Here is an 18010-nt window from a genome sequence, read left to right as displayed (position 1 = left end):
CGTCCGCCCCGCCCTGGCGCCCGAGGAGGTGCGCTTCCTGGTCGTCCCGGACTTCCCCTACGTGATCGTCTATCGGGCGACGGCGACGCCGCCGCGCATCCTGCGGGTCCTGCATGGCGCGCGCGACGTGCAGGGGCTGCTGCGTGACCTGCTCGGCGGCGCGTGATCCTCACGCGTACTCGCTCGCCTGCTGCTGGTTCCGGAGCACCACGGTCATCATGCGCGTCGCGGTGGCGTTGTAGGCCGCGCGGAACGCGAAGCTCGCCTCGACGCCGGCCGGCCCCTCGATCGGGGTCTTGGCGAGGGCGAGGTAGACCTCGTGCAGGGTGATGGTCAGGCTGCGGTTGGCGTCGATCGTGTAGCCGAAGGCGAACTCCGCCGGCGCGTTGTCCTGCGCCTGCGTCAGCAGCGTGCTGTCGGCGGCGCGGGCTGCGGCCGATCCAGATCTGGGTGCCGGACACCCGCGCACCCGGCTTCGCCGAGGAGGCGCGCCGTCAGTCGCGGCTGGTCGACGCCGACCGCGCGGAATTCGACGATGTGATGGGGTTCATCGAGCGCCATTCCGCCTGGCCCGAGGAGCACACCGACATCCCCGCGTACGATGCGCCGCGGTGACGTCGTTCTCGTCGCCGATCGCGGCGGTGGTGATTATGCCGGCAAGCCTCGCCCGGCGGTGGTGGTGCAGTCCGATCTCTACGACCAGACGCTGAGCGTCGTGGTGTGCCCGCTGACCTCGGTCCGGAAAGATGCGGGACTGCTGCGGGTGCCGCTGTCGCCCAGCGACCGCCTGGCGCTGCGGACGCCGAGCTGGGTGATGGTGGACAAGCTCACCAGCATTCGGCGGGATCGGGTCGGAGGCGTGATCGGCCGCATCTCGGACGACGAGGCTCTGGCGCTGAACCGCAGCCTCGCCGTGTTCCTGGGGTTCGCGTGATCAGGTCCCCGGGTTGAACCAGGCGCCGCGCCAGTCGATGGCGCCGACGCCGAAGTCGAAGATCACGCTGACCTCGATGCCGTCCGCGCCCTGGACGGGGCCGGTCGTGACCTGTGGCCCCTCGGCGCCGTTGAGGTAGCCGTAGACGTAGACCGGCGCCGCGGCCGGGTCGGAGAACAGGTACCAGCGGTTGGCCGGGATCAGCGGCTCGACCACCGGCTGCACGAAGCCGGCGAAGACGTTCGCCTTGGCCGTCTCGCTCGCCTGCACGACCACGGTCGCCTGGCGGGCGGCGAGCTCGAGGTTCGGCCCGACCAGCAGGCGCATGGTCTGGCCCATGGAGATCGGCAGGCCGTCGAGCGTGCGCTGCCTCATGATGGCGGCGCGCCCGGCGCCGATGGTCGCGGTGTCGAGCACCGTGCCGGTGGCGGCCTTGTTGGCGCGCGCGGCGGCGGTGGCGAAGACCGGCGCGCTGCCGGTGGTCAGCGTCGGACCGTCACCATTGGCGCTGTTCAGCAGGTTGTAGGCGGTGGCGTTCTCGAACTCGGCGACCCGCCGGCCGATGGCGGCGGCGAAGTCGGTGAAGGCGCCGAGGTCGTCGTTGACCAGCATCGGCCGCGTGACGCGGAGGCGCCGGGCGAAGGTCTGCAGCAGCACGATCTCCTGGCTCTCGGACATGGTGCCGACCTGGATCTCGCCGTTCTCGGCGAGCGGCAGCAGGGTCGGGAAGTCGCCGATGCGGAGGTGGCGGTGCGGCTTGAAGTCGCGGAAGTCGCGCCGGAGGAAGATCTGCCGGTAGGTCGGCTGCGCCGGCTGGTAGGCGGCCAGCAGCATCTTGTTGGCCGCGGCCGCGAGCAGCAGCGGGAAGTCGGAGCTGGTGTGGAAGGCGCGCTCGGCGAGCAGCGTCGGGTTGCGCGGCGGGTTGCGCTCGCCGCGGCGGGCGAAGAGTTCGCGCAGCATGTCGGACGGGCGCCAGCCCAGGAACTCGGCGTGGCGGCCGTCTCCTCGCGGCTGGTAGCCGGGCATGGCGCGGGCGGGGATGGACGACCGCGGGCCCTGGGCGACCAGGGCGTCGAACAGGGCGCGGCGGGCCTGGTCGCCCGTCCAGCCGCGCTCGATGGCCTCGGCGCGGATCGGCGCGATGCGCTCCGCCGGCAGCAGGGCGCGGGCCGCCTCGACGGCGGCGTCGATGCCGGCGATGCGCTCGCGCTCGGCGCGGCTCGCCTCGGCGCGGATCGCGTCGAGATCGGGCGCCGGCACGGCCGGTGCGGGCGCGGCGCGGTTGGGTTCCTGCGCCGGGGGGCTGGACGTGGTGGTCACGGGGGTCTCCTGGGGCGGGGTGGACGGCGCGGCGGCGAGCGGCGCCGATGGATCAGCAGCCGGCGCGACCGGCGTCGTCACGGGCATGGTGGGTTCCTCGTCAGGCAGGGCGGGTTCGATCGCCGGCGCGGGGAGGCCCTGTTCCCCCTGCGCGCGAACCGCGGCATCGCGGTCCACCGGGACCGGCACGACGGAGATCTCGAAGGGCTCCCAATCCACCGCACGGTGGACGGTCTCGCCGGTGGCGGCGTCGGGTCGCGGCTCGTAGCGATGGACGCGATAGCCGACACTCACCGCGCGAAGCGTGCCGTCGGCGATGCGCTGCCAGACCGGCTCGACGTCGGCGGCCGTGCTGAACTGCAGCGTGGCATAGCCGCGACCGCGCTCGAGGCGGGCAGCGGTGACGCGGCCAAGGACGTCGCGGGCGCCGCCGCGGCGGTGGGTGTCGAGCACTGGGGCGCGGCCGGAGCGCAGCGCCTCCATGCGCACCGCATTCGGCGACATCTCCAGCTCCTCGGTGATCAGGCCGAGGGACGGGACGAAGTTGCGGGCGCGGGCGCCGGTCGACCACACCACCTCGACGGTGCGGGCGGCGCGATCGACGGTGGCCGGTGCGGTGATGGCGCGCTGCGCGACGATGGGCGCAGCAGAATCGTCCGGCGTGGCATCGCTGCCGCCCGGTTCGATCGGTTCCGTCATGCTCAGCCCTGGGGTGCTGTGTCTCGGGCCGGCGCCGCGGCGCCGGTGGCGGCGATCTCGACCGCAGCCATCTGCGCGGCGTCCTGCGCCGCGCCGGACTTCGCGACACGGCGCGGGTCGGTGTCGAGCGCGAGGCCGGCCTCGTCGAGCAGGGCGTTGGCCTCGCGGATCATCTCCACCGCGGCGCGGAAATCGTAGCCGAAGGCCCCCGCCGCTTCGGGCTGCGGCACGAAGCCGGCGCGAACCTGGGCGATGAGCGCCGTGGTGTCCTTGAGCGGGTCGATCATCTCGTGCGCCGGCGGGACGTGGCTGACGCCGTCCGGCATCTCCGTCCCCCACAGCCCGAGCAGCGCGCCCTGCCGGTGGAACCGCTCGGCGATGGGCCGCACCAGCATCGGGATCAGCATGCCGTACTGCACCTGCTCGCAGAGCCGGCGGAACTCGATCTTGCCGGCCCGCAGCGAGGAGTAGTTCGCCTGGGTCAGGTCGCCGGAGACCTGGTCGTAGGTCAGCCCGGTGCCGACCGCGGCCGCCTCCAGCGCCCGCTTGGCGAAGGCGGCGTGGCTGCCGCCGCCGGAGGGGTTCACGACTTCCACCGAGCCCATGCCGCGGCGATACAGGATCATCCCCGGCTCGAAGCTCTCGACCGCGCGGCCCTGGGCGTCGCGGAGCAGCCCTGCGGCAGCGCCGGTCAGCGCCTCGTCGCCCTCCTCGGTCACCACCGCCGCCAGGCAGGCCTCGATCTTGGCCTTCATCAGCAGGGCGGCCTCGTAGTCGCCGAGGTCGCGCAGCCGCAGCAGCACCGGCGCCAGCCAGGAGACGTCGCGCAGCTGGCCGGGGCGGCGCTTGCGGTAGACGTGCAGCACCTCCGTCGCCGGGATGCGCTGGCTGCTCTGCCAGGTCGCGCCCGGCAGGATCCCGGCGGCGCCGGGATGCACGCGGTGCAGCCAGTAGCCGATCGGCGCACCGGCGTCGCCGAGGGCGATGCCCTGGATGGTCGGCGCGCCCTCGACCATGCCGTTGCGGGCGGTGTCCAGATGGTCTGCCTCCAGCACCTGCAGGCGCAGGCCGATCGGGTTGGCAGGCGACGGCGGCGCCAGCAGGAAGCGGACGAAGCACTCCCCGCTCTCCACCACCGCCCGCATCGCCAGCGCCTGCAGCCCGTAGAGGTCGAGGCGCCCCTCCGCATCGCAGGCGGTGCCCTCCGCCCAGCGCCGCCAGGTGTCGGCATGGCGCTGGTCCGGCCAGCGGGTAGTGATGCCGGCGCCGACGGCGTTGCCGGTCCAGAGATCGACCATGCGGGCGGCGTAGGGATCATTGCGAACGGCGTCGCGCGCGCGGCGGGCGACGGTCGCCGCGGCGATGCCGACCTCGGCATTGGCGCTGCCGCCGGAGGGCGCCCAGGCGGAGGCGCGGTGGTCCTGCGCCGCGGCGTAGCCGCGCAGGACCTGCCATGCGTCGCGGAGGCGTCGGATCACCCGGTTCTCTCCCGCGAGAATCTGGCCAGCGTCACCGAGGGCCGACGGGCGGCGCTGTTCTCCGCGCCGCGCAACACGGCCAGCGCCCGGCCGAGCTCGTCGAGGCTCCGATACTCGACGGTGCGGCCTTCGAAGCTCACGTGCGTGGTGCCGCCGGTGTAGGCAGCGGCGAGGGCGGCGGCCCGGCTGCCCGCCGGCTGCGCCAGCGCCCAGGCCAGGACGGAGGGATCCATCACGCCGCCCGCAGCGTCGGCAGCGGCGCCGCCGCGTTGACGAGATAGGACAGGCCGCTCGGCGGGTTCGGCATGATCGGCGCGCCGGCCTGGTGCGTCAGCGGCGCGAAGAAGCCGTTCTCGCTGCCGGTGCCGCCACCGGCGCCCCCATCCGCCGCGGCCGAGCCCAGCAGCAGCGTGTTGCCGCCGCTGAAGGCCTGGGTGCTGGTGCCGCGCACCGAGGGCACGCCGGAGAAGCACAGCAGCAGCCACCAGATCCCGACCGGGATCCAGCGCGGCTGCGCAAAGGCACAGATCGCGCTGCCGGCAGCAGCGGTGTCGGCGTCCGCCAGCGGCTCCTCGATCAGCGCCCCCGGCCGGCCGGCGCCATTGTCGGCAGCCAGCGCCATGCGCAGGACGCCAGCCGCGCCGGTCGTCACGCTCACCGCCATGGCTGCGAACAGCCCGGGCCGGGCGAGAACGTAGGGCACCGCGTACAGCCGGTTCGCCGTCATCGCGACCGCTCCGCCCACGGCGCGCGCGTGCTGCGAGGCGTAGAACCGCCCCGAGACGTAGGGCAGCATCGCCGGCGCTGGCGGCAGGTAGTGCTGGAACAGGGCGGTCATGCGAGGGGCCGGATGCCGAGGGTGAGCAACCGTGCCGCTGCCTGGTTCACCGGCGCGGCGGCAAGGCCCGAGCGCAAGCGCAGCCAGCGCCAGCCGAGCAGCAGGGTGGGTGGCAGGGTGAGCGCGCGGCCGGCAGTGGCCGTCAGCACCACCTCGTTGCCGAGGTGATCGTAGAGATCCGCCCAGGCTGCGGGCTCACCCTCGTCGAGCGAGCCCTGCAGAGTCAGCGGGGCGTCAGTCCAGGCGGCGGGCAGCAGCAGCAGGCAGACGCCGTAGCCGACGCTGGCGACGGGCCCGCTCAGCGCCTGGCCGGCGGCGATGCTGGTGCGCACCGGGACGATGGCGGTCATGGGGTTCTCCAGGTCAGCGCAGCCAGCCGCTGCGCGGCGCGAGCCAGCCACGCGGGCGATGGGTGTCGGTCGCGACCGGTGGCGGTGACGGGGGAGCGACGTTCCCGCCGGTGGGAAGCTCGCTCGGTTGGAGTGGGGCGTTGGCGATCTGGTCCCGCAGCTGCTGCCAGAAGCGCTCGCCGTAGCGGTCGGCGCCGAGCAGCCAGAGCGCCGCGCGCGCCAGCACCGCGCAGTCCAGGGCCTCGTTCCTCTCCCGCAGCTTCGCCCATTCCTGCCGGGCGAAGCCGCGGCGGTCCTTCACCATGCGCAGTTGCTCGGCGACCAGCTGCTTCACCCACTCGGCCTCGATGCCCTGCGGCAGGTGCACCCAGCCGGGCGGGAACTCTGCGGCATCGCCGCGCCCGAGCCAGAGCCGGCGATACAGGTCGGCCTTCCAGGTCGAGACCGAAACCGTCCAGAGCTTCAGGCCGCGACGGAGCTTGCGTCCGTCGACCAGCGCATCGACCGGCGTCGGGCCCTGCACCGGCTGGGCGCGGTTCCATCCGTCCACGCCCTTGGTCGGGGCGATCCGCGGATCCCGCAGCCGGCGGAGATGGCCGTAGACCGCCGCGGTGTCGCGGCCGCCGGTGTCGATGCAGACCTTGGCAATCCGCATCGTCCCGCCACCAGACCGGGGCCAGTCGCGCGCCAGCAGCTTCGCCAGCGCGTCCCACGGTTCCCGCTCGCGCGGGCTGCCGGGGATCACAACGTGGTCCACCAGCCAGGAGGAGAAGCCCTCGGCCCAGCCCCAAACGTCGCACTCCAGGCGGTCGTCCTGCACGTCCACGCCGGCCATGAGGCAGAGGGCGCCAGGGGGCACCACGCCCATCCTAAAGTCCTCCCGGCGCTCGACCAGGCGCTCCCAATCCGGCGCCTCGCCCTGCTCCTGCCAGGTCTCGCCCAGCACGGTGTTCCGGAAGGTCTTGAGGTCCTCGGGCTTGCCCTGCGCCGCCTCCCAGTCGCGCGCGATCTGCTCCCAGGACAGCCAGCCGACCGGCGAATAGAGCGCCGAGATGTGGAAGCCGACCGTGTACGGGTCCTCGGGCACCGCCGTGGGGCGCCACGCACCGGCCGCCAGCATCGCGGTCTTGTGGTGCTCCTCGATCCCCTCGTCGCAAGCCTCGCAGTGGTAGCGGGCCGAGCGGGGGGCGCCCTTCTCCCAGCGCAGGCGCTCGAACTTCAGCCACTGCATCTCGCCGCAGTGCGGACATGGCACGAAGTAGCGCCGCTGGTCGGAGGCGAAGTATTCCCGCTCGATCCGGCTGCGCCCGGCGATGGTCGGCGTCGAGACCAGGAAGGCCTTGCGCCGCCAGCCGAAGGTGCGGGCCCGCGCCTCGGCCAGCGCGATCGGGTCGCCCTCGCCCTCGACATCACCCGGATAGGCATCCACCTCGTCGAGGAACAGGAACCGCGCCGTCATCGAGCGCAGCCCGACCGCGCTGTTCGCGCCGGTCAGCACCAGGATGCCGCCGGGGAATTCCTTCGACAGCAGGGTGTTGCCGCTGTCCCGCGCCCGGGCCGGGGCGACCCGCTCCTTGAGCGCCGGGGTCTCCTCCAGCAGGGGGTCGATGCGCTGCCGGCTGAAGCGCTTCGCGAGCTCGACGGTCGGCTGCACCGCCAGCACCGGCGCCGGCACGTGGTGCAGGATGTAGCCGAGCCAGCAGTTGCCGCTCTCGGTGGCGCCGACCTGTGCGCCCTTCATGAACACGACGCGCCGGGCCGGCTGCACCGCCGAGAGCGCGTCCATCACCTCCCGCAGGTACGGGGTCCGGCTGGTCCGCCAGGGCCCCGGCTCGGAGGAGGCTCGGCTGCCGAGGATGCGGTGCCGCTCCGCCCATTGCGAGACGGTGAGCCGCGGCGGCGGGCGGAGCATGCTGCCCGCGCGCCGGCGCACATGCTCACGCGTGCGGGTTCGGATCTCCGCTGGTGCCGCCGAGGCCGGGGGGATCGAAGCGATCGGCGGCCTCCGAGAGCAGGTCGGTGACGTGCTGCTGCAGGATGGTCTGCAGCAGGTGCGGGTCGACGCCGAGCTCGGCGGCGATCAGGCCGGAGACGCGCGCCGGCCAGTTCAGCAGCGCGTCGCGCATCGCCCCCGCGATCTCGTCGATCGTGGCGTTGGCCTCGGCGACGTCGAGCAGGCGGCGCTTGTTCTCATCCAGAGCAAGCCGCTGCGCCTCCACCTTGAGGGCGGGCTGCGCGACTTTCAGCCGCGCGTAGGGCGTGCCCTCGGCACCCGCACCGGCGGCGAGCGGCGAGCGGTGCGGATCCGCGGTCTCCACCAGCCGGCGGCGGGTCTTGTCGATGTCCCACTGGCCGTCCGGCTCGCGGGCGATGCGCCCGCTGCCCTCGGCCTTGCGCAGCGCGGTCTCGCTGATGCCGATGCGCCTGGCCGCCTCGCGGTTCGATGGGGTCAACTCGGGCATGGCGGCGACCTCCCGCCGCACGCGACGATGATGCGGGCCTCGTCAGGTTGGATTGACGGCGCGCCGGGAAGATCGCCGGCGTATGTGATCGCGCGGCACCGCGCATTCTGCGTGCGTCTCACGGGGCACGCGGCGCATCATCGCCGCGACATCAGCGGAGAAGCGGGATGTCGCCGAAGGATCCCGAGAAGATGGTGATGGCGACCGCTTACGCGATGGCCATGGCGGACGGTGGCGTTGGCACGCCGCGGGTGGTTCGGCTCTACGTGGATGACGCGCGGAAGGTGCTGGTCGATGTGCTGAAAGCGGCGAAGCGCCGGCGGTGGGAGCTGTCGGAGCTGCTGCTGGCGCTCGATCCGCCGAAGCCCAAACCGAAGCCCTGGGAGAAGTATCAGGGCCCGCTGCCATCACGCCGCGAGCCCTGAGCCGTTCCGCGGGGCGTCACCCGGCGATGCGGTACACCGTGTAGGAGCCGCGGGCCCCCTCCTTGTTCGGCCCGACCTGGCGCACCCGCTCCAGCACCTCGACCGCGATCCCCTGGCGCTTCTTCAGGCCGGCAAAGAAGCCCCGCACCGTGTGCGGTGCCCAGCCGGTCGCCTCGGCGATCTGCGCCACCGTCGCGCCCTCGGGCCGACGCAGCATGGCCAGCACCTGCTCCTGCTTGGTGCCCTCGCGGGGCCTGCGCGGCGCGGCGGGATCGCGCGGAGCGCGGTGGGTCTCGCCGGCCAGGGCGGCGCGGAGCCGCGCCATCGGGCCCTCGAGGGCGCCGATCATGTCGGTGTCCCGATTGGTCGCGTCCTCCCAGGCGGCGAGCACCGCCGCGGCGGCATCGCGCAGGCTGCCCCGCGGCGCGGGGCCTGGCGCCGCGAAGGCCTGGTCGAGCAGGGCGAGATCCTCCGCGCGGGTGGCGTCGTCCGGCGCCGCAGGCGCGGCCTGGGCGGGTTCGGTGGCGCCGGCGGGGTTGGCCTGCGGTGGCGTCTCCGGCGCGCCCGTGGGCGCCGCGTCCGGGGCCGGTGCGGCGCCCTGCGGGTCGATGCCGATGGCGCGTAGCCCCTCGTCGGTGATCTTCAGGAGGACGCTGTCGCCCTCGGCCATCCAGAGGGCCTGCGCGTCGTAGGCGGGGCGGTGCACCGCGATCACCAGGTCGCTCTTCAGCAGCGCCTTCGCCACCGTCCGCCGCGCGGCGGCCGGCAGGCGCTCCGGCGGGTAGGCCAGGTGCTCGGGGTGCTGCGCCGCGGCGACCAGGATCGCTGTCTGCGTGTCGGTGAGCTTCATCCTCGGGGTCCTCGGTCCGGCACCCGACCAGCCGGGTGCTACCACCCCGAGCCCCGCCGGCTCGCGCCGGTCGGGGCGGTGCGGGAGGCGCGCCGCGTCAGGCGGCGTATTCGCCCCGGCGGAAGTGCTGGTCGGCGATCTCCTTGAGCTTCGCCGTGGCGTCAGCGAGCCAGGCCGTCTCGCCCCAGAGCACCGCCTCCGGGTCCGCCCCGAAATGGTCCGCGCTGGCCTGCCGCAGTTCCGCGAGCAGGGCGTCGAACTCGGCCTTCTTCGCCAGGAAGGCCACCAGGCTGCGCTCCTGGTTGCGGGCGGCGCGGGCTTCGCGGTCGGTCATCGTCGGCTCCGTCTCCCGGTGCAGGGGGCGATCCCCTGCGCGTGACGGACCATTCGCGCTGTGCCGCGCCCGAGCCAAGCGAGATGCAGCGTCAGATGATTGCTCTTATTGGGCTTTCTCGATCATCCCAGCATCGCCGGCGCCGCGCGCCGCCGCGATGTCGCCGAAGGTGCGCTCCTCGCCCTCCAGCACCGCGGCCTCGCCAGTCGCCTCCTGCCAGCGCCGGACGACGACGTCGGCATAGGCCGGGTCGAGCTCGAGCAGCACCGCGCGCCGCCCGGTGCGCTCCGCCGCGATCATGGTCGTCCCGGAGCCGCCGAAGAGATCGAGCACCGTGTCGCGCTGCTTGCTGCTGTTGCGGATCGCCCGCTCGACCAGCGCCACCGGCTTCATCGTCGGGTGCAGGTCGTTCCTGGCCGGCTTGTCGAAGTGCCAGACGTTCCCCTGGTCGCGGGCGCCGCACCAGTAGTGCTGGGCGCCCTGCTTCCAGCCGTAGAGCATGGCCTCGAACTGCTGGTGATAGTCGGCCCGGCCGAGGGCGAAGGTGTTCTTCGCCCAGATGATGGTGCTCGACCACTTGCCGCCCGCTTCCTGCCAGGCGCGGTGCAGCGTCGGCCACTCCGAGGAGGACATGCAGACGTAGCAGGCGCCCTTGGTGACCGAGAGCAGGTTGGCCAGCGCCGGGCGGAGGAAGTCGAGGAAGCCCTCGCCGAGCGCATCATTGGCGATGGTCATCCTGGCCGCGGTGCCGCCGCGGTAGGCAACATTGTAGGGCGGGTCGGTGAAGGCCATGTCCGCCAGGCGATCGGCGCCGAGCGCCCGCTGCACGTCGTCCAGCCTGGTCGCGTCGCCGCAGAGCAGGCGGTGCTCGCCGCAGCGCCAGAGGTCGCCGGCGCGGGTGACCGGGACGGCGGGCGGCGGTGGGGCGTCGTCGGCGCCGTCCTCGCCGAGCCCGGCGTCGGCCGCGGCGAGCAGCCGGTCGAGCTCCATCCCTGAGAAGCCGAGGACGTCGAGGTCGACCGCCGCCTCGTCGCGGATGCGGGCGATCTCGGCCGCCAGGAGCGCCTCGTCCCAGCCGGAGTTGAGCGCGATCTGGTTGTCGGCCAGGCGCAGGGCGCGGGCCTGCGCCTCGGTCAGGTGCGACAGCCGGATCGCCGGCACCGCCGCCATGCCGAGGCGCTTGGCCGCCATGACCCGGCCGTGGCCGGCCACCAGGACGCCGGCGGCATCGACCAGCACCGGGTTGACGAAGCCGAACTCGGCAATGGAGGCGGCGATCTGGGCGACCTGCGCCTCGGAGTGGGTGCGGGCGTTCTCGGCGTAGGGGACCAGCGCCGCCACCGCCATGGTGGTGACCCGGAGGTCAGGCTGCATCGGCCAGGGCCTCCGCCCGCGCCGCGGCGACGACGTCGTAATCCCGCCCGTCCTCGGCGAGCGTCACCGGCAGATCGGGATGCAGCAGGCGCCAGCGGGCGATCGCCAGGTCGACATAGGCCGGGGCGAGCTCGATGGCCCGCACCCGCCGCCCGGTGCGCTGGCCGGCCAGGAGGGTGGTGCCGGAGCCGGCGAAGGGCTCGAACACCGCCTCGCCCTCGTCGGTGTAGGCCCGCATCAGGAACTCCGGCAGTGCAACCGGGAAGACGGCCGGGTGCTCGGTCTCGATGCCGCGGCCCTTGTGCCGGGTGATCCGCAGCACGCTGTCCGGGATGCGGGTCTCCTGCACCGGCAGGCCGATATGGGTGTAGGCCTTCACCTCGCCGTCGGCGGCGCGCAAGCCGCTGCCCTTGTTCGGCGTGCCGGCCCATTTGCAGGGCACGATCTTGTTCGGCTGGCGCGCCTCGCGGTTGAAGTGGAACACCAGCTCGAAGGCCGGGGCGAGGCGGCCGTTCCAGTCCCCGGGCAGGCCGGGGCCCTGGTCCCAGGCGTAGAGCCCGAAGCGGCGCCAGCCCCGGGCGCGCATCCAGTCGAGCCAGCCCTGCCAGTAGGGCAGCCATTCCCCGTCGCGGTGGATCAGGCCGAGATTCACCAGCGCCTGGCCGTCGTCCCGCAGGACCAATGACAAATGCTGGAACACGCCCCGCACGAGCGCATCCCAATCCGAGACGCCGCCGGTCGTGTAGTCGCGCTGGTTGCCGTAGGGCGGGCTGGTGAACAGCAGCGCGGCCCGGTCCTCGCCCATGACGCGGGCGACGGTGGCAGCGTCGGTGCTGTCGCCACAGAGCAGCCGGTGCCCGCCAAGCAGCCAGAGGTCGCCGGGGCGGGTGACGGCCTGACGCGGCGGCACAGGTTGGGCATCGACGGGGTCCTCCGCCGGCGCCTCGTCCGTAACCGCCATGCCAGGCGCGCCACCCCCGCCGGCCTCCGGCTGATCTGCTTCCTCGGGCGCCTCGCCATCGGTGACGGCGGCCTCTGCCGCCGCGAGGATCGCGCTCAGCTCGTCGGCCGAGAAGCCGAGCGTGGCCACGTCGATCTCCGCCGCGGCCTGCACGCCCGCCAGCGCCTCGCGCAGCAGCGCCTGATCCCAGGTGGCGTTCTCCGCGATGCGGTTGTCGGCGAGCCGCAGCGCCGCCTTCGGCGCCGGCGAGAGGTGGCGCAGCCCGATCACCGGCCCCCGCTCGCGGCCGAGCGCCAGCGCCGCCTCGAGCCGGCCGTGGCCGGCGATCAGCACGCCGGCCTCGTCCACCAGCAGCGGGTTGGTGAAGCCGAAGGCCAGCATGCTGGCCTTGATCTGCTCGAGCTGCGCCGCGCCGTGCACCCGGGCGTTGCCGGGGTGGGCGCGCAGCTCCGCCACCGGGCGCAGCAGGATCTTCGCCGCCATCCAGGGGAGCGTCATCGGGCCATCCGGGATCAGGGTGGGCGCGAACCGTGCGGGCGGCCGGCGCGAACTACACGCCGGCACGGTTCGCGGCTAAGCCATTGAGATCAGGGGCCGAAGGGTGCGAACCGCGAACCACATTTCCGGACTGGCGCTAGCGAAGTCGCGCGCTTCCGCCCCCCGCATACAGCAGGGCCAGGAAGGACCCTGCGGCTGGCGAGCCACTGTCTCGATCGGGCGACGCTGTGGCTCAGGAGCCGCGGTGCGATCGCAGATCTTCAAGTTGCGCGCAGGATAGGACGAGCGGATTCCGGAGCGCAACGCGACATTCCTGCGCTGCGCTTCCTTCGTTTTCGCGCGCTGCAGTCTTGTTCAAGCGAGCGAGCGTCACGCCGCCGTCCGCCGCGGCACAAGCCCGAAGTGGCCGGCGAGCACAGCAAGCGTCGCGACCAGCATGCCCTGCGCCTGCGGCGGCGAGACCGGACGCCCGCCCCAGCCCTGGCGCATCGCCCATTCGCGCACCGACATCTCGAGGCCGACGACGTGCCAGGCGCAGGAGCCGGCAGCGCTGTCGTGACCGCCCAGCGCGTCGAGCGCATCGGCGACCCTCCGGCGCGCGTCGATGGTCCGTTCCGACAGAGCGTCGGCGCTCTTCCCCGGCAGCCGGACCAGCGGCGAACGCACCATGCCGTCGAGCAACGCGCGGCGGAACAGCGCACGAAAGCAGCCGCCCGCATCGTGCATCTCCTGGGTGATGGTGCCGTTGGCCAGCATCATCCCGAGGGTGTCGATGGCGCGGCGGTGGAGGACGGGCGCGCCGGTCTCCGGGTCGGCCTCGCGGACGGCTTCGGTGAAGTCGCCATGCTGCAGTCGCCACTTGCTGGGCGTCCCGAGGCTCTCCTGCCGGACGCGGATCTTCTTCTTACGCTTAGCGGCCATGGGTCATGCCTCCGTTGCGCGCCACCCAGCGCCGCGTCGCTTCGTTGGTGAGGGCCTGGCGGAGCCAGGGGTCGGTGATGTCCTCGAGGCGGAGGGCGACGACGCCCTGCTCGCGCCAGACGCGCCGGCGCATCGCCCCGAGATCGGCGGCGTTGGCGGGGCTTGGCTCGCGGCCGAGCGGACAGCGCGGGAGCGCGGACGCGCCCGGCGGTCTCACTGCAGACCGCCCCGGACGTCGATCGCCCACAGCAGCAGCGCGAGGGCATCCGCCTCGTTGTCGTCGGCCGGCGCGAAGCCGCGCGCCCGCATGGCGGCGATCACAACCTCCTTCGGCGCATTGCCCTTGCCGGTCGCGAAGCGCTTGATCGTGCCGACCGGGACGCCCTGGTAGGGGACGCCGGCGCCTTCGCACCAGGCGGTCAGGTGCGCGAGGAAACCCCCATAGACATGGGCCGCAGTGGTTCCGGCGTGCCGCCGGACCTCCTCGAAGACGATACTGCCGAGCGGGCCTGCCGTACCGGCCATCTCGTCGAGCCAGCGGCGGAAGCGCAGCCAGCCCATGCCGCCGCCCTCGAAGCGTCCCGGCCGGAAGGTCGCCGTGCCGGAGGTGACGGTGCCGTCGGCCAGCCGCACCGCCCAGCCGAGGGTGCTGCCGAGGTCGAGGGCGAGGATGACCGGATGACGGATAGTGACGCTTCTGCTGTCATTTCCCATTGATCGCTCACGCGCGCGTGCGCGCGCACGCGCGTAGGCGTAAATGGGTGAGTGACGCGTCATTCCGTCACATCCGGTCATCCCGGACTGGGCGGCTGGTATCACGGGTCAGAACTCCATGTTGCTGGTGTATGGCGTGGCGGCTGCCGGATCACGGAGCCGAAGCCCGAGGAAGGACCGCGTCGCGGAGGTGCGATGCGGCGCGAAGCCGCGCGCGCTCAGCGTCTGGGAGAATCGCTTGATCGAACCGACGAACTCGCCGTTCGCCTCCGCCCAGATCCTCCATGACGCGTAGAGCGCGGCCGTTGACTCGACGCCCTGGGCGTCGCGCTCGCAGCAGTCGGAGATCCACCGCCCCAGGGCGTCCTCGGCCTCGAAGTACTCGTCGGTGGCCGCCAGGACGGTCGCCGGGGGCCGGAGGCCGATCCGCTGCCATTCGAGGCAGCCCTGCAACGCCCAGGCCAGGATGCCGTCCCTCTCCGCCAGCAGCCGCTCGGGGAGGCGCTTGTCGCGCTGGGCTGGCGGGATGGTGACGGTGAAGGGCACCATGTGCAGGCGCCGCCGCATCGCCTCGTCGACGTTGCGGATGGAGGGCTTGTGGTTGCCCGCGACCAGCAGCTTGAACTGCGGGGTGAACTCGAAGAAGTCCTGCCGCATGAAGCGCGCGGTGATGCGGTCGCCGCCGGTGAGCGCCTTGAGCTTGCTCTCGGCCCAGCGGCTGCCCTGCTCGGTCTCGATCGAGGTGACGATGCGGGCGCCGCGCAGCCCGGCCATGTCGGTCGGGTGGCGATCGCCGGTGGTCGCCATGAACATATCCATCGGCGCGACCGCGGCGTAGTCGCCGAGCAGTGCGGTCAGCGTGTTGGCGAAGACCGACTTGCCGTTGGCGCCGGTGCCGTAGAGGAAGAACAGCGCGTGCTCGGTGGTGACGCCGGTGAGCGCGTAGCCGACCACCCGGCGGAGGTAGGCCTGCAGCTCGGCGTCGCTGCCCGTGACCTGCGCCAGGAAGGCGAGCCAGGCCGGGCAGTCGCCGCCCGACGCGGCGGCGGTGATCTTGGTCATGGAGAGGGTGCGGTCGTGCGGGGCGAGCGCGCCGCTGCGCAGATCCACGACGCCGGACGGGGTGTTCAGCAGCCAGGGATCGCGGTCCCACACCTCGGCGGTGGTGGCGTGGCGGCGATCGGCGCGCGCCAGGCGCTCGACGGCGGAGACCGTCGAGGCCTGCGAGAGCTTCGTGCGGACCTTGGCGTTGTTCGCGCGGTTGGCGGCGGCGCGGCAGACGCGGCGGGCGAGATCGAAGGCGCGCAGCGTGCCCTCGCGCTCCCAGCGCGTCCCGGTCCAGGTGAGCCAGGCGCCCCAGACGGCGACGTGGCGCCAGTCCTCGCCATGCAGGGCGCTGAACTCGGCGGCGAGCGCATCCTCGGTGAAGCCGATCGGCAGCAGGCCGTCGTCGCCGGAGTCGCCGCCGCCCGCGGTGGCGTCCTCCGTCGCGGGATCGCGGGCAGCGTTGTTGCCGGCCTCGGCCCTGCGCGACAGCCGCTCCGCCTCCTGGCGCAGGCGGTCCTCGGGCCAGGGCGGGCTGATCCGCGCAGCGTTGTAGTCGCAGATCTCCTGCCAGGCCTGGGCCGCGGTGACGAAGCCGTCCTGGCAGCGGCGGATCCAGTAGCCGATGATGCGCGACAGCGCCTCGAAGCGGGTGACGCCGTCGGCGCCGCCCTCGCGCACCTGCTGGCCGAAGAGCTCGGTGACGTCGCCGCGGGCGGTGGCCGCCGCGTTGAAGTCGAGGGGACCGCCGTCCGCGTTCGCTGAGAGCTCGGCGCCGACCCCCGGAAGCGGCGGCATCGCCAGCACCGCCTCGGCCAGTTCCGTGAGGTCGTGGTCCCGCCCGGCACTGTGACGGATGGCGACCAGTCGCTGCTGCCCGCCCTTCGCATGGATGGACCCGGCGACGCGGATCGGCTGGTGCGCCGAGCGGAACGCCGGATCGCCGCCGACCTTCACCGCGATCGCGTGCCGCAGCCGGCAGACCGTGGCGAGGTCCTCGCCGGTGGCCGGCTCGGTCAGCCGCCAGTAGAGGTGGAGCTTCTCCTGCCCCTCCGGCGTGACGCCGCCCGAGGCGACCTCGAGGCTGGGCGGGCCGAGATGCCGGATCAGGTGCGCCCGCTTCGCGGCGATGTCGCCACCATCGAGATCGACCAGCACCACCTGCATCTGCGTGACGTGCTCGGCGCTGGCCTGGCCGGGCGCGGCGACCGTGCCGGGGATGACGTAGAGCGCCATGCCCGCCTCGGCGGCCCACTGCGCCTGCACGGCGAGCTTCGCCGGCAGATCGGTATCGGCCGGCAGGAAGGGCGTGTGCGGCGCGCGGTCGGGCCCGCCCTTCTCGGCGAGGGCGCGGACCGCGACCCAGCCCTCGCACCAGCCGAAGACCATGTCGGCATAGGCCGCGACCATCGCGGCATCGGGGGCGACCGGCATGGGCGGCATCACCTCGGCGGCGCTCACGACCAGCACCGCCTGCGCCACGGGCAGCGGGCGCATTCGATGTGCTCGGGCTCGCCCGCGACGCGGGGCAGCCACTCGCCGGCGTCGCAGGCCTGCAGGACGCGCACCGCCTTGTCGCTGATCGCCTGCGCCAGGGCGGCGTCGAAGGGCACCAACTCGTGGTAAAGCTCGCTGGTGTCCTTGTTCACCGCGGTGAACAGGGCCGGCGCCTCGGTCAGGCCCATGTAGGCCTGGTAGAGCGCGATCTGCGCCGCGTAGATCGGCTTCGCCGCGGCGACGCCGCGCCGCACGATCTCCTTCCAGTTCCGGGCGTTGGCCGACTTGCACTCCCACAGCCCCGGCACGGCGATGAGGGCCTGTGCCGACGCGGGCGCCGCGACGACCACGCCGTCGATGTGCCCCTGCACGCGCCCGCCGGCCACGGAGAAGCCGAACTGCTCGCCGGCACGGTTGCGGGTGCGCAGGTCGAAGCCGGCGCGCCGGAGCCAGCCGATGGCGAGGTCCTCGAAGACATGGCCCACCGCGAAGATGCGCAGCGCCTGGCCCGAGAAGCCGCTGTCGGGGTCGCGCGGGACGTCGAGGAACTCGTACTGCAGGCGCCGCGCGCAGGGATCGCCGAGCCGCGAGCCGCCGAGGTACTCCCGGCGCGTCCGCGTGCCGTTCTCCGCCAACAGCGCGGCGTCGATCAGGGCGTTGATCGCCTCCGCCGCGGTCGGCGGCTTCGGGCGATGATTGAAGTCGACGCTGGGCTCCGTCATCAGAACGGCACCTCCGGCGACGAGGGGGAGGCAGAGGCCCGCATGGCGTCCTGGAAGGCGCCGACCGCGACCTCGGCCAGCGTCAGCACCTGCTGCTCCGAGAGCGCGTTCAGCGCGGTGCTCCAGCCGATCTCGGCCATCACCTCGGCCATGGCGCGCATCGCCGCGCGCAGGGCGGCGCGCTCCTGCTCGGTGAGGTCAACCATGGCGATGCAGCGCCTTGCCAACAGCGTCCACCACGCCTGGCAGGTGATGGAGCAGAACGACGCAGAAGGCCGCGGCGGCTTCGAGGAGATCGGGTCGAACCAGCCGAAGCCGCGCTCCGGCCGCCGACAGACGGCGCAGAGCGAGCGCGGCGCGGGCGCCAGGGGCATGACCGATTGCCGGCCTCATGCCGCCCTCCCCGGGACCCCATCGCGGCTTGCCGCGATGGGAACCCGACCCACGCTGTGGGGGAAGACCGCGGCCAGGATCTGCGGCCGGTGCCAGAGGAAGTTCAGCCGGCAGTTCGCCGCGTACTTCGACAGCCCGAAGTCGAGCGCCGGATCGGCATCGCCGGCCTTGATGAGCAGCTCGCGCTGGCGGGCGG

Annotated in this window: 22 protein-coding genes; 3 read left to right on the top strand and 19 right to left on the bottom strand. The window is 73.2% G+C overall.

Translation table 11 applies throughout. The annotated features are described in order from the left end of the window. Positions 1 to 169 precede the first annotated feature (169 nt). A complete protein-coding gene (locus K1J50_RS16690) occupies positions 170 to 469 on the bottom strand; it encodes a phage tail tube protein (protein ID WP_255575386.1) in 300 nt (99 codons plus the stop codon). Here K1J50_RS16690 and K1J50_RS16685 point away from each other — a divergent pair. After that, entirely contained in the window at positions 451 to 615 is a 165-nt protein-coding gene (locus tag K1J50_RS16685) for an antitoxin MazE-like protein (protein ID WP_408869380.1), read from the top strand. The two genes, K1J50_RS16690 and K1J50_RS16685, sit on opposite strands and share 19 nt — an antisense overlap. Continuing rightward, positions 602 to 934 (top strand): type II toxin-antitoxin system PemK/MazF family toxin, encoded by a 333-nt coding sequence (locus K1J50_RS16680; protein WP_220118896.1) that lies wholly within the window; start codon positions 602 to 604, stop codon positions 932 to 934. Before K1J50_RS16685 ends, K1J50_RS16680 begins: the two co-directional genes overlap by 14 nt. Here K1J50_RS16680 and K1J50_RS19445 read toward each other — a convergent pair whose 3' ends face one another. The 7 genes from K1J50_RS19445 to K1J50_RS16645 are packed head-to-tail and all read right to left on the bottom strand — an operon-like array spanning position 935 to position 8081. Beyond that, positions 935 to 2953 carry a phage major capsid protein gene (locus tag K1J50_RS19445; protein ID WP_304502926.1) on the bottom strand — a complete coding sequence of 673 codons (2019 nt, stop codon included), beginning with the start codon at positions 2951 to 2953 and terminating at the stop codon, positions 935 to 937. 2 nt (positions 2954 to 2955) lie between these two features. After that, complete coding sequence (locus tag K1J50_RS16670) at positions 2956 to 4431, bottom strand: phage portal protein (protein WP_369413633.1); 1476 nt, start codon at positions 4429 to 4431, stop codon at positions 2956 to 2958. Then, positions 4428 to 4664, bottom strand: a complete 237-nt coding sequence (locus K1J50_RS16665) for a phage head-tail joining protein (RefSeq protein ID WP_220118895.1) — start codon at positions 4662 to 4664, stop codon at positions 4428 to 4430. Before K1J50_RS16665 ends, K1J50_RS16670 begins: the two co-directional genes overlap by 4 nt. Continuing rightward, entirely contained in the window at positions 4664 to 5269 is a 606-nt protein-coding gene (locus K1J50_RS16660) for a hypothetical protein (RefSeq protein WP_220118894.1), read from the bottom strand. The genes K1J50_RS16665 and K1J50_RS16660 overlap by 1 nt, the downstream gene beginning before the upstream one ends. Further along, positions 5266 to 5619: a hypothetical protein gene (locus tag K1J50_RS16655; protein WP_220118893.1), complete on the bottom strand. Its 354-nt coding sequence runs from the start codon at positions 5617 to 5619 to the stop codon at positions 5266 to 5268. The genes K1J50_RS16660 and K1J50_RS16655 overlap by 4 nt, the downstream gene beginning before the upstream one ends. A 13-nt stretch (positions 5620 to 5632) precedes the next feature. Continuing rightward, entirely contained in the window at positions 5633 to 7531 is a 1899-nt protein-coding gene (locus tag K1J50_RS16650; RefSeq protein WP_220118892.1) for a phage terminase large subunit family protein, read from the bottom strand. A 25-nt stretch (positions 7532 to 7556) separates the two neighbouring features. Further along, on the bottom strand, positions 7557 to 8081 hold the full coding sequence (locus K1J50_RS16645; protein WP_220118891.1) for a hypothetical protein: 525 nt from the start codon (positions 8079 to 8081) through the stop codon (positions 7557 to 7559). 191 nt (positions 8082 to 8272) lie between these two features. On the opposite strand from K1J50_RS16645, the gene K1J50_RS16640 reads away from it, so the two are divergent. Next, positions 8273 to 8506, top strand: coding sequence for a hypothetical protein (locus K1J50_RS16640; RefSeq protein ID WP_220118890.1), 234 nt, complete (start codon positions 8273 to 8275; stop codon positions 8504 to 8506). Positions 8507 to 8522: 16 nt separating this feature from the next. Here the strand turns inward: K1J50_RS16640 and K1J50_RS19275 are convergent, their stop codons facing one another. The 11 genes from K1J50_RS19275 to K1J50_RS16585 all read right to left on the bottom strand — a co-directional run. Continuing rightward, on the bottom strand, positions 8523 to 9356 hold the full coding sequence (locus K1J50_RS19275) for a DUF3489 domain-containing protein (RefSeq protein ID WP_255575385.1): 834 nt from the start codon (positions 9354 to 9356) through the stop codon (positions 8523 to 8525). A gap of 97 nt (positions 9357 to 9453) precedes the next feature. Further along, positions 9454 to 9690: a hypothetical protein gene (locus tag K1J50_RS16630; RefSeq protein ID WP_220118889.1), complete on the bottom strand. Its 237-nt coding sequence runs from the start codon at positions 9688 to 9690 to the stop codon at positions 9454 to 9456. A gap of 105 nt (positions 9691 to 9795) precedes the next feature. Continuing rightward, positions 9796 to 11064, bottom strand: a complete 1269-nt coding sequence (locus K1J50_RS16625; protein WP_220118888.1) for a site-specific DNA-methyltransferase — start codon at positions 11062 to 11064, stop codon at positions 9796 to 9798. Then, on the bottom strand, positions 11054 to 12523 hold the full coding sequence (locus tag K1J50_RS16620) for a site-specific DNA-methyltransferase (protein ID WP_220118887.1): 1470 nt from the start codon (positions 12521 to 12523) through the stop codon (positions 11054 to 11056). Before K1J50_RS16620 ends, K1J50_RS16625 begins: the two co-directional genes overlap by 11 nt. A 369-nt stretch (positions 12524 to 12892) precedes the next feature. Then, the gene (locus K1J50_RS16615) at positions 12893 to 13444 is read right to left on the bottom strand and encodes a hypothetical protein (protein WP_220118886.1); all 552 of its coding nucleotides are present in this window, start codon (positions 13442 to 13444) and stop codon (positions 12893 to 12895) included. Continuing rightward, a complete protein-coding gene (locus K1J50_RS19270) occupies positions 13434 to 13577 on the bottom strand; it encodes a hypothetical protein (RefSeq protein ID WP_255575384.1) in 144 nt (47 codons plus the stop codon). The genes K1J50_RS16615 and K1J50_RS19270 overlap by 11 nt, the downstream gene beginning before the upstream one ends. 80 nt (positions 13578 to 13657) lie before the next feature. Continuing rightward, positions 13658 to 14158: a hypothetical protein gene (locus tag K1J50_RS16605; protein ID WP_220118884.1), complete on the bottom strand. Its 501-nt coding sequence runs from the start codon at positions 14156 to 14158 to the stop codon at positions 13658 to 13660. 108 nt (positions 14159 to 14266) lie between these two features. Then, a complete protein-coding gene (locus tag K1J50_RS16600) occupies positions 14267 to 16699 on the bottom strand; it encodes a phage/plasmid primase, P4 family (protein WP_220118883.1) in 2433 nt (810 codons plus the stop codon). Continuing rightward, positions 16660 to 17421, bottom strand: coding sequence for a hypothetical protein (locus K1J50_RS16595; RefSeq protein ID WP_220118882.1), 762 nt, complete (start codon positions 17419 to 17421; stop codon positions 16660 to 16662). Before K1J50_RS16595 ends, K1J50_RS16600 begins: the two co-directional genes overlap by 40 nt. After that, positions 17421 to 17795, bottom strand: a complete 375-nt coding sequence (locus K1J50_RS19265) for a DUF6511 domain-containing protein (protein ID WP_255575383.1) — start codon at positions 17793 to 17795, stop codon at positions 17421 to 17423. Before K1J50_RS19265 ends, K1J50_RS16595 begins: the two co-directional genes overlap by 1 nt. Before the next feature lie 15 nt (positions 17796 to 17810). After that, the coding region (locus tag K1J50_RS16585) for a hypothetical protein (RefSeq protein ID WP_220118881.1) at positions 17811 to 18010 on the bottom strand (200 nt) is incomplete at its 5' end.

The organism is Caldovatus aquaticus (genome assembly GCF_019458025.1).
GTDB lineage: Bacteria > Pseudomonadota > Alphaproteobacteria > Acetobacterales > Acetobacteraceae > Caldovatus > Caldovatus aquaticus.
This window is presented reverse-complemented; position numbering and strand designations above follow the sequence as displayed.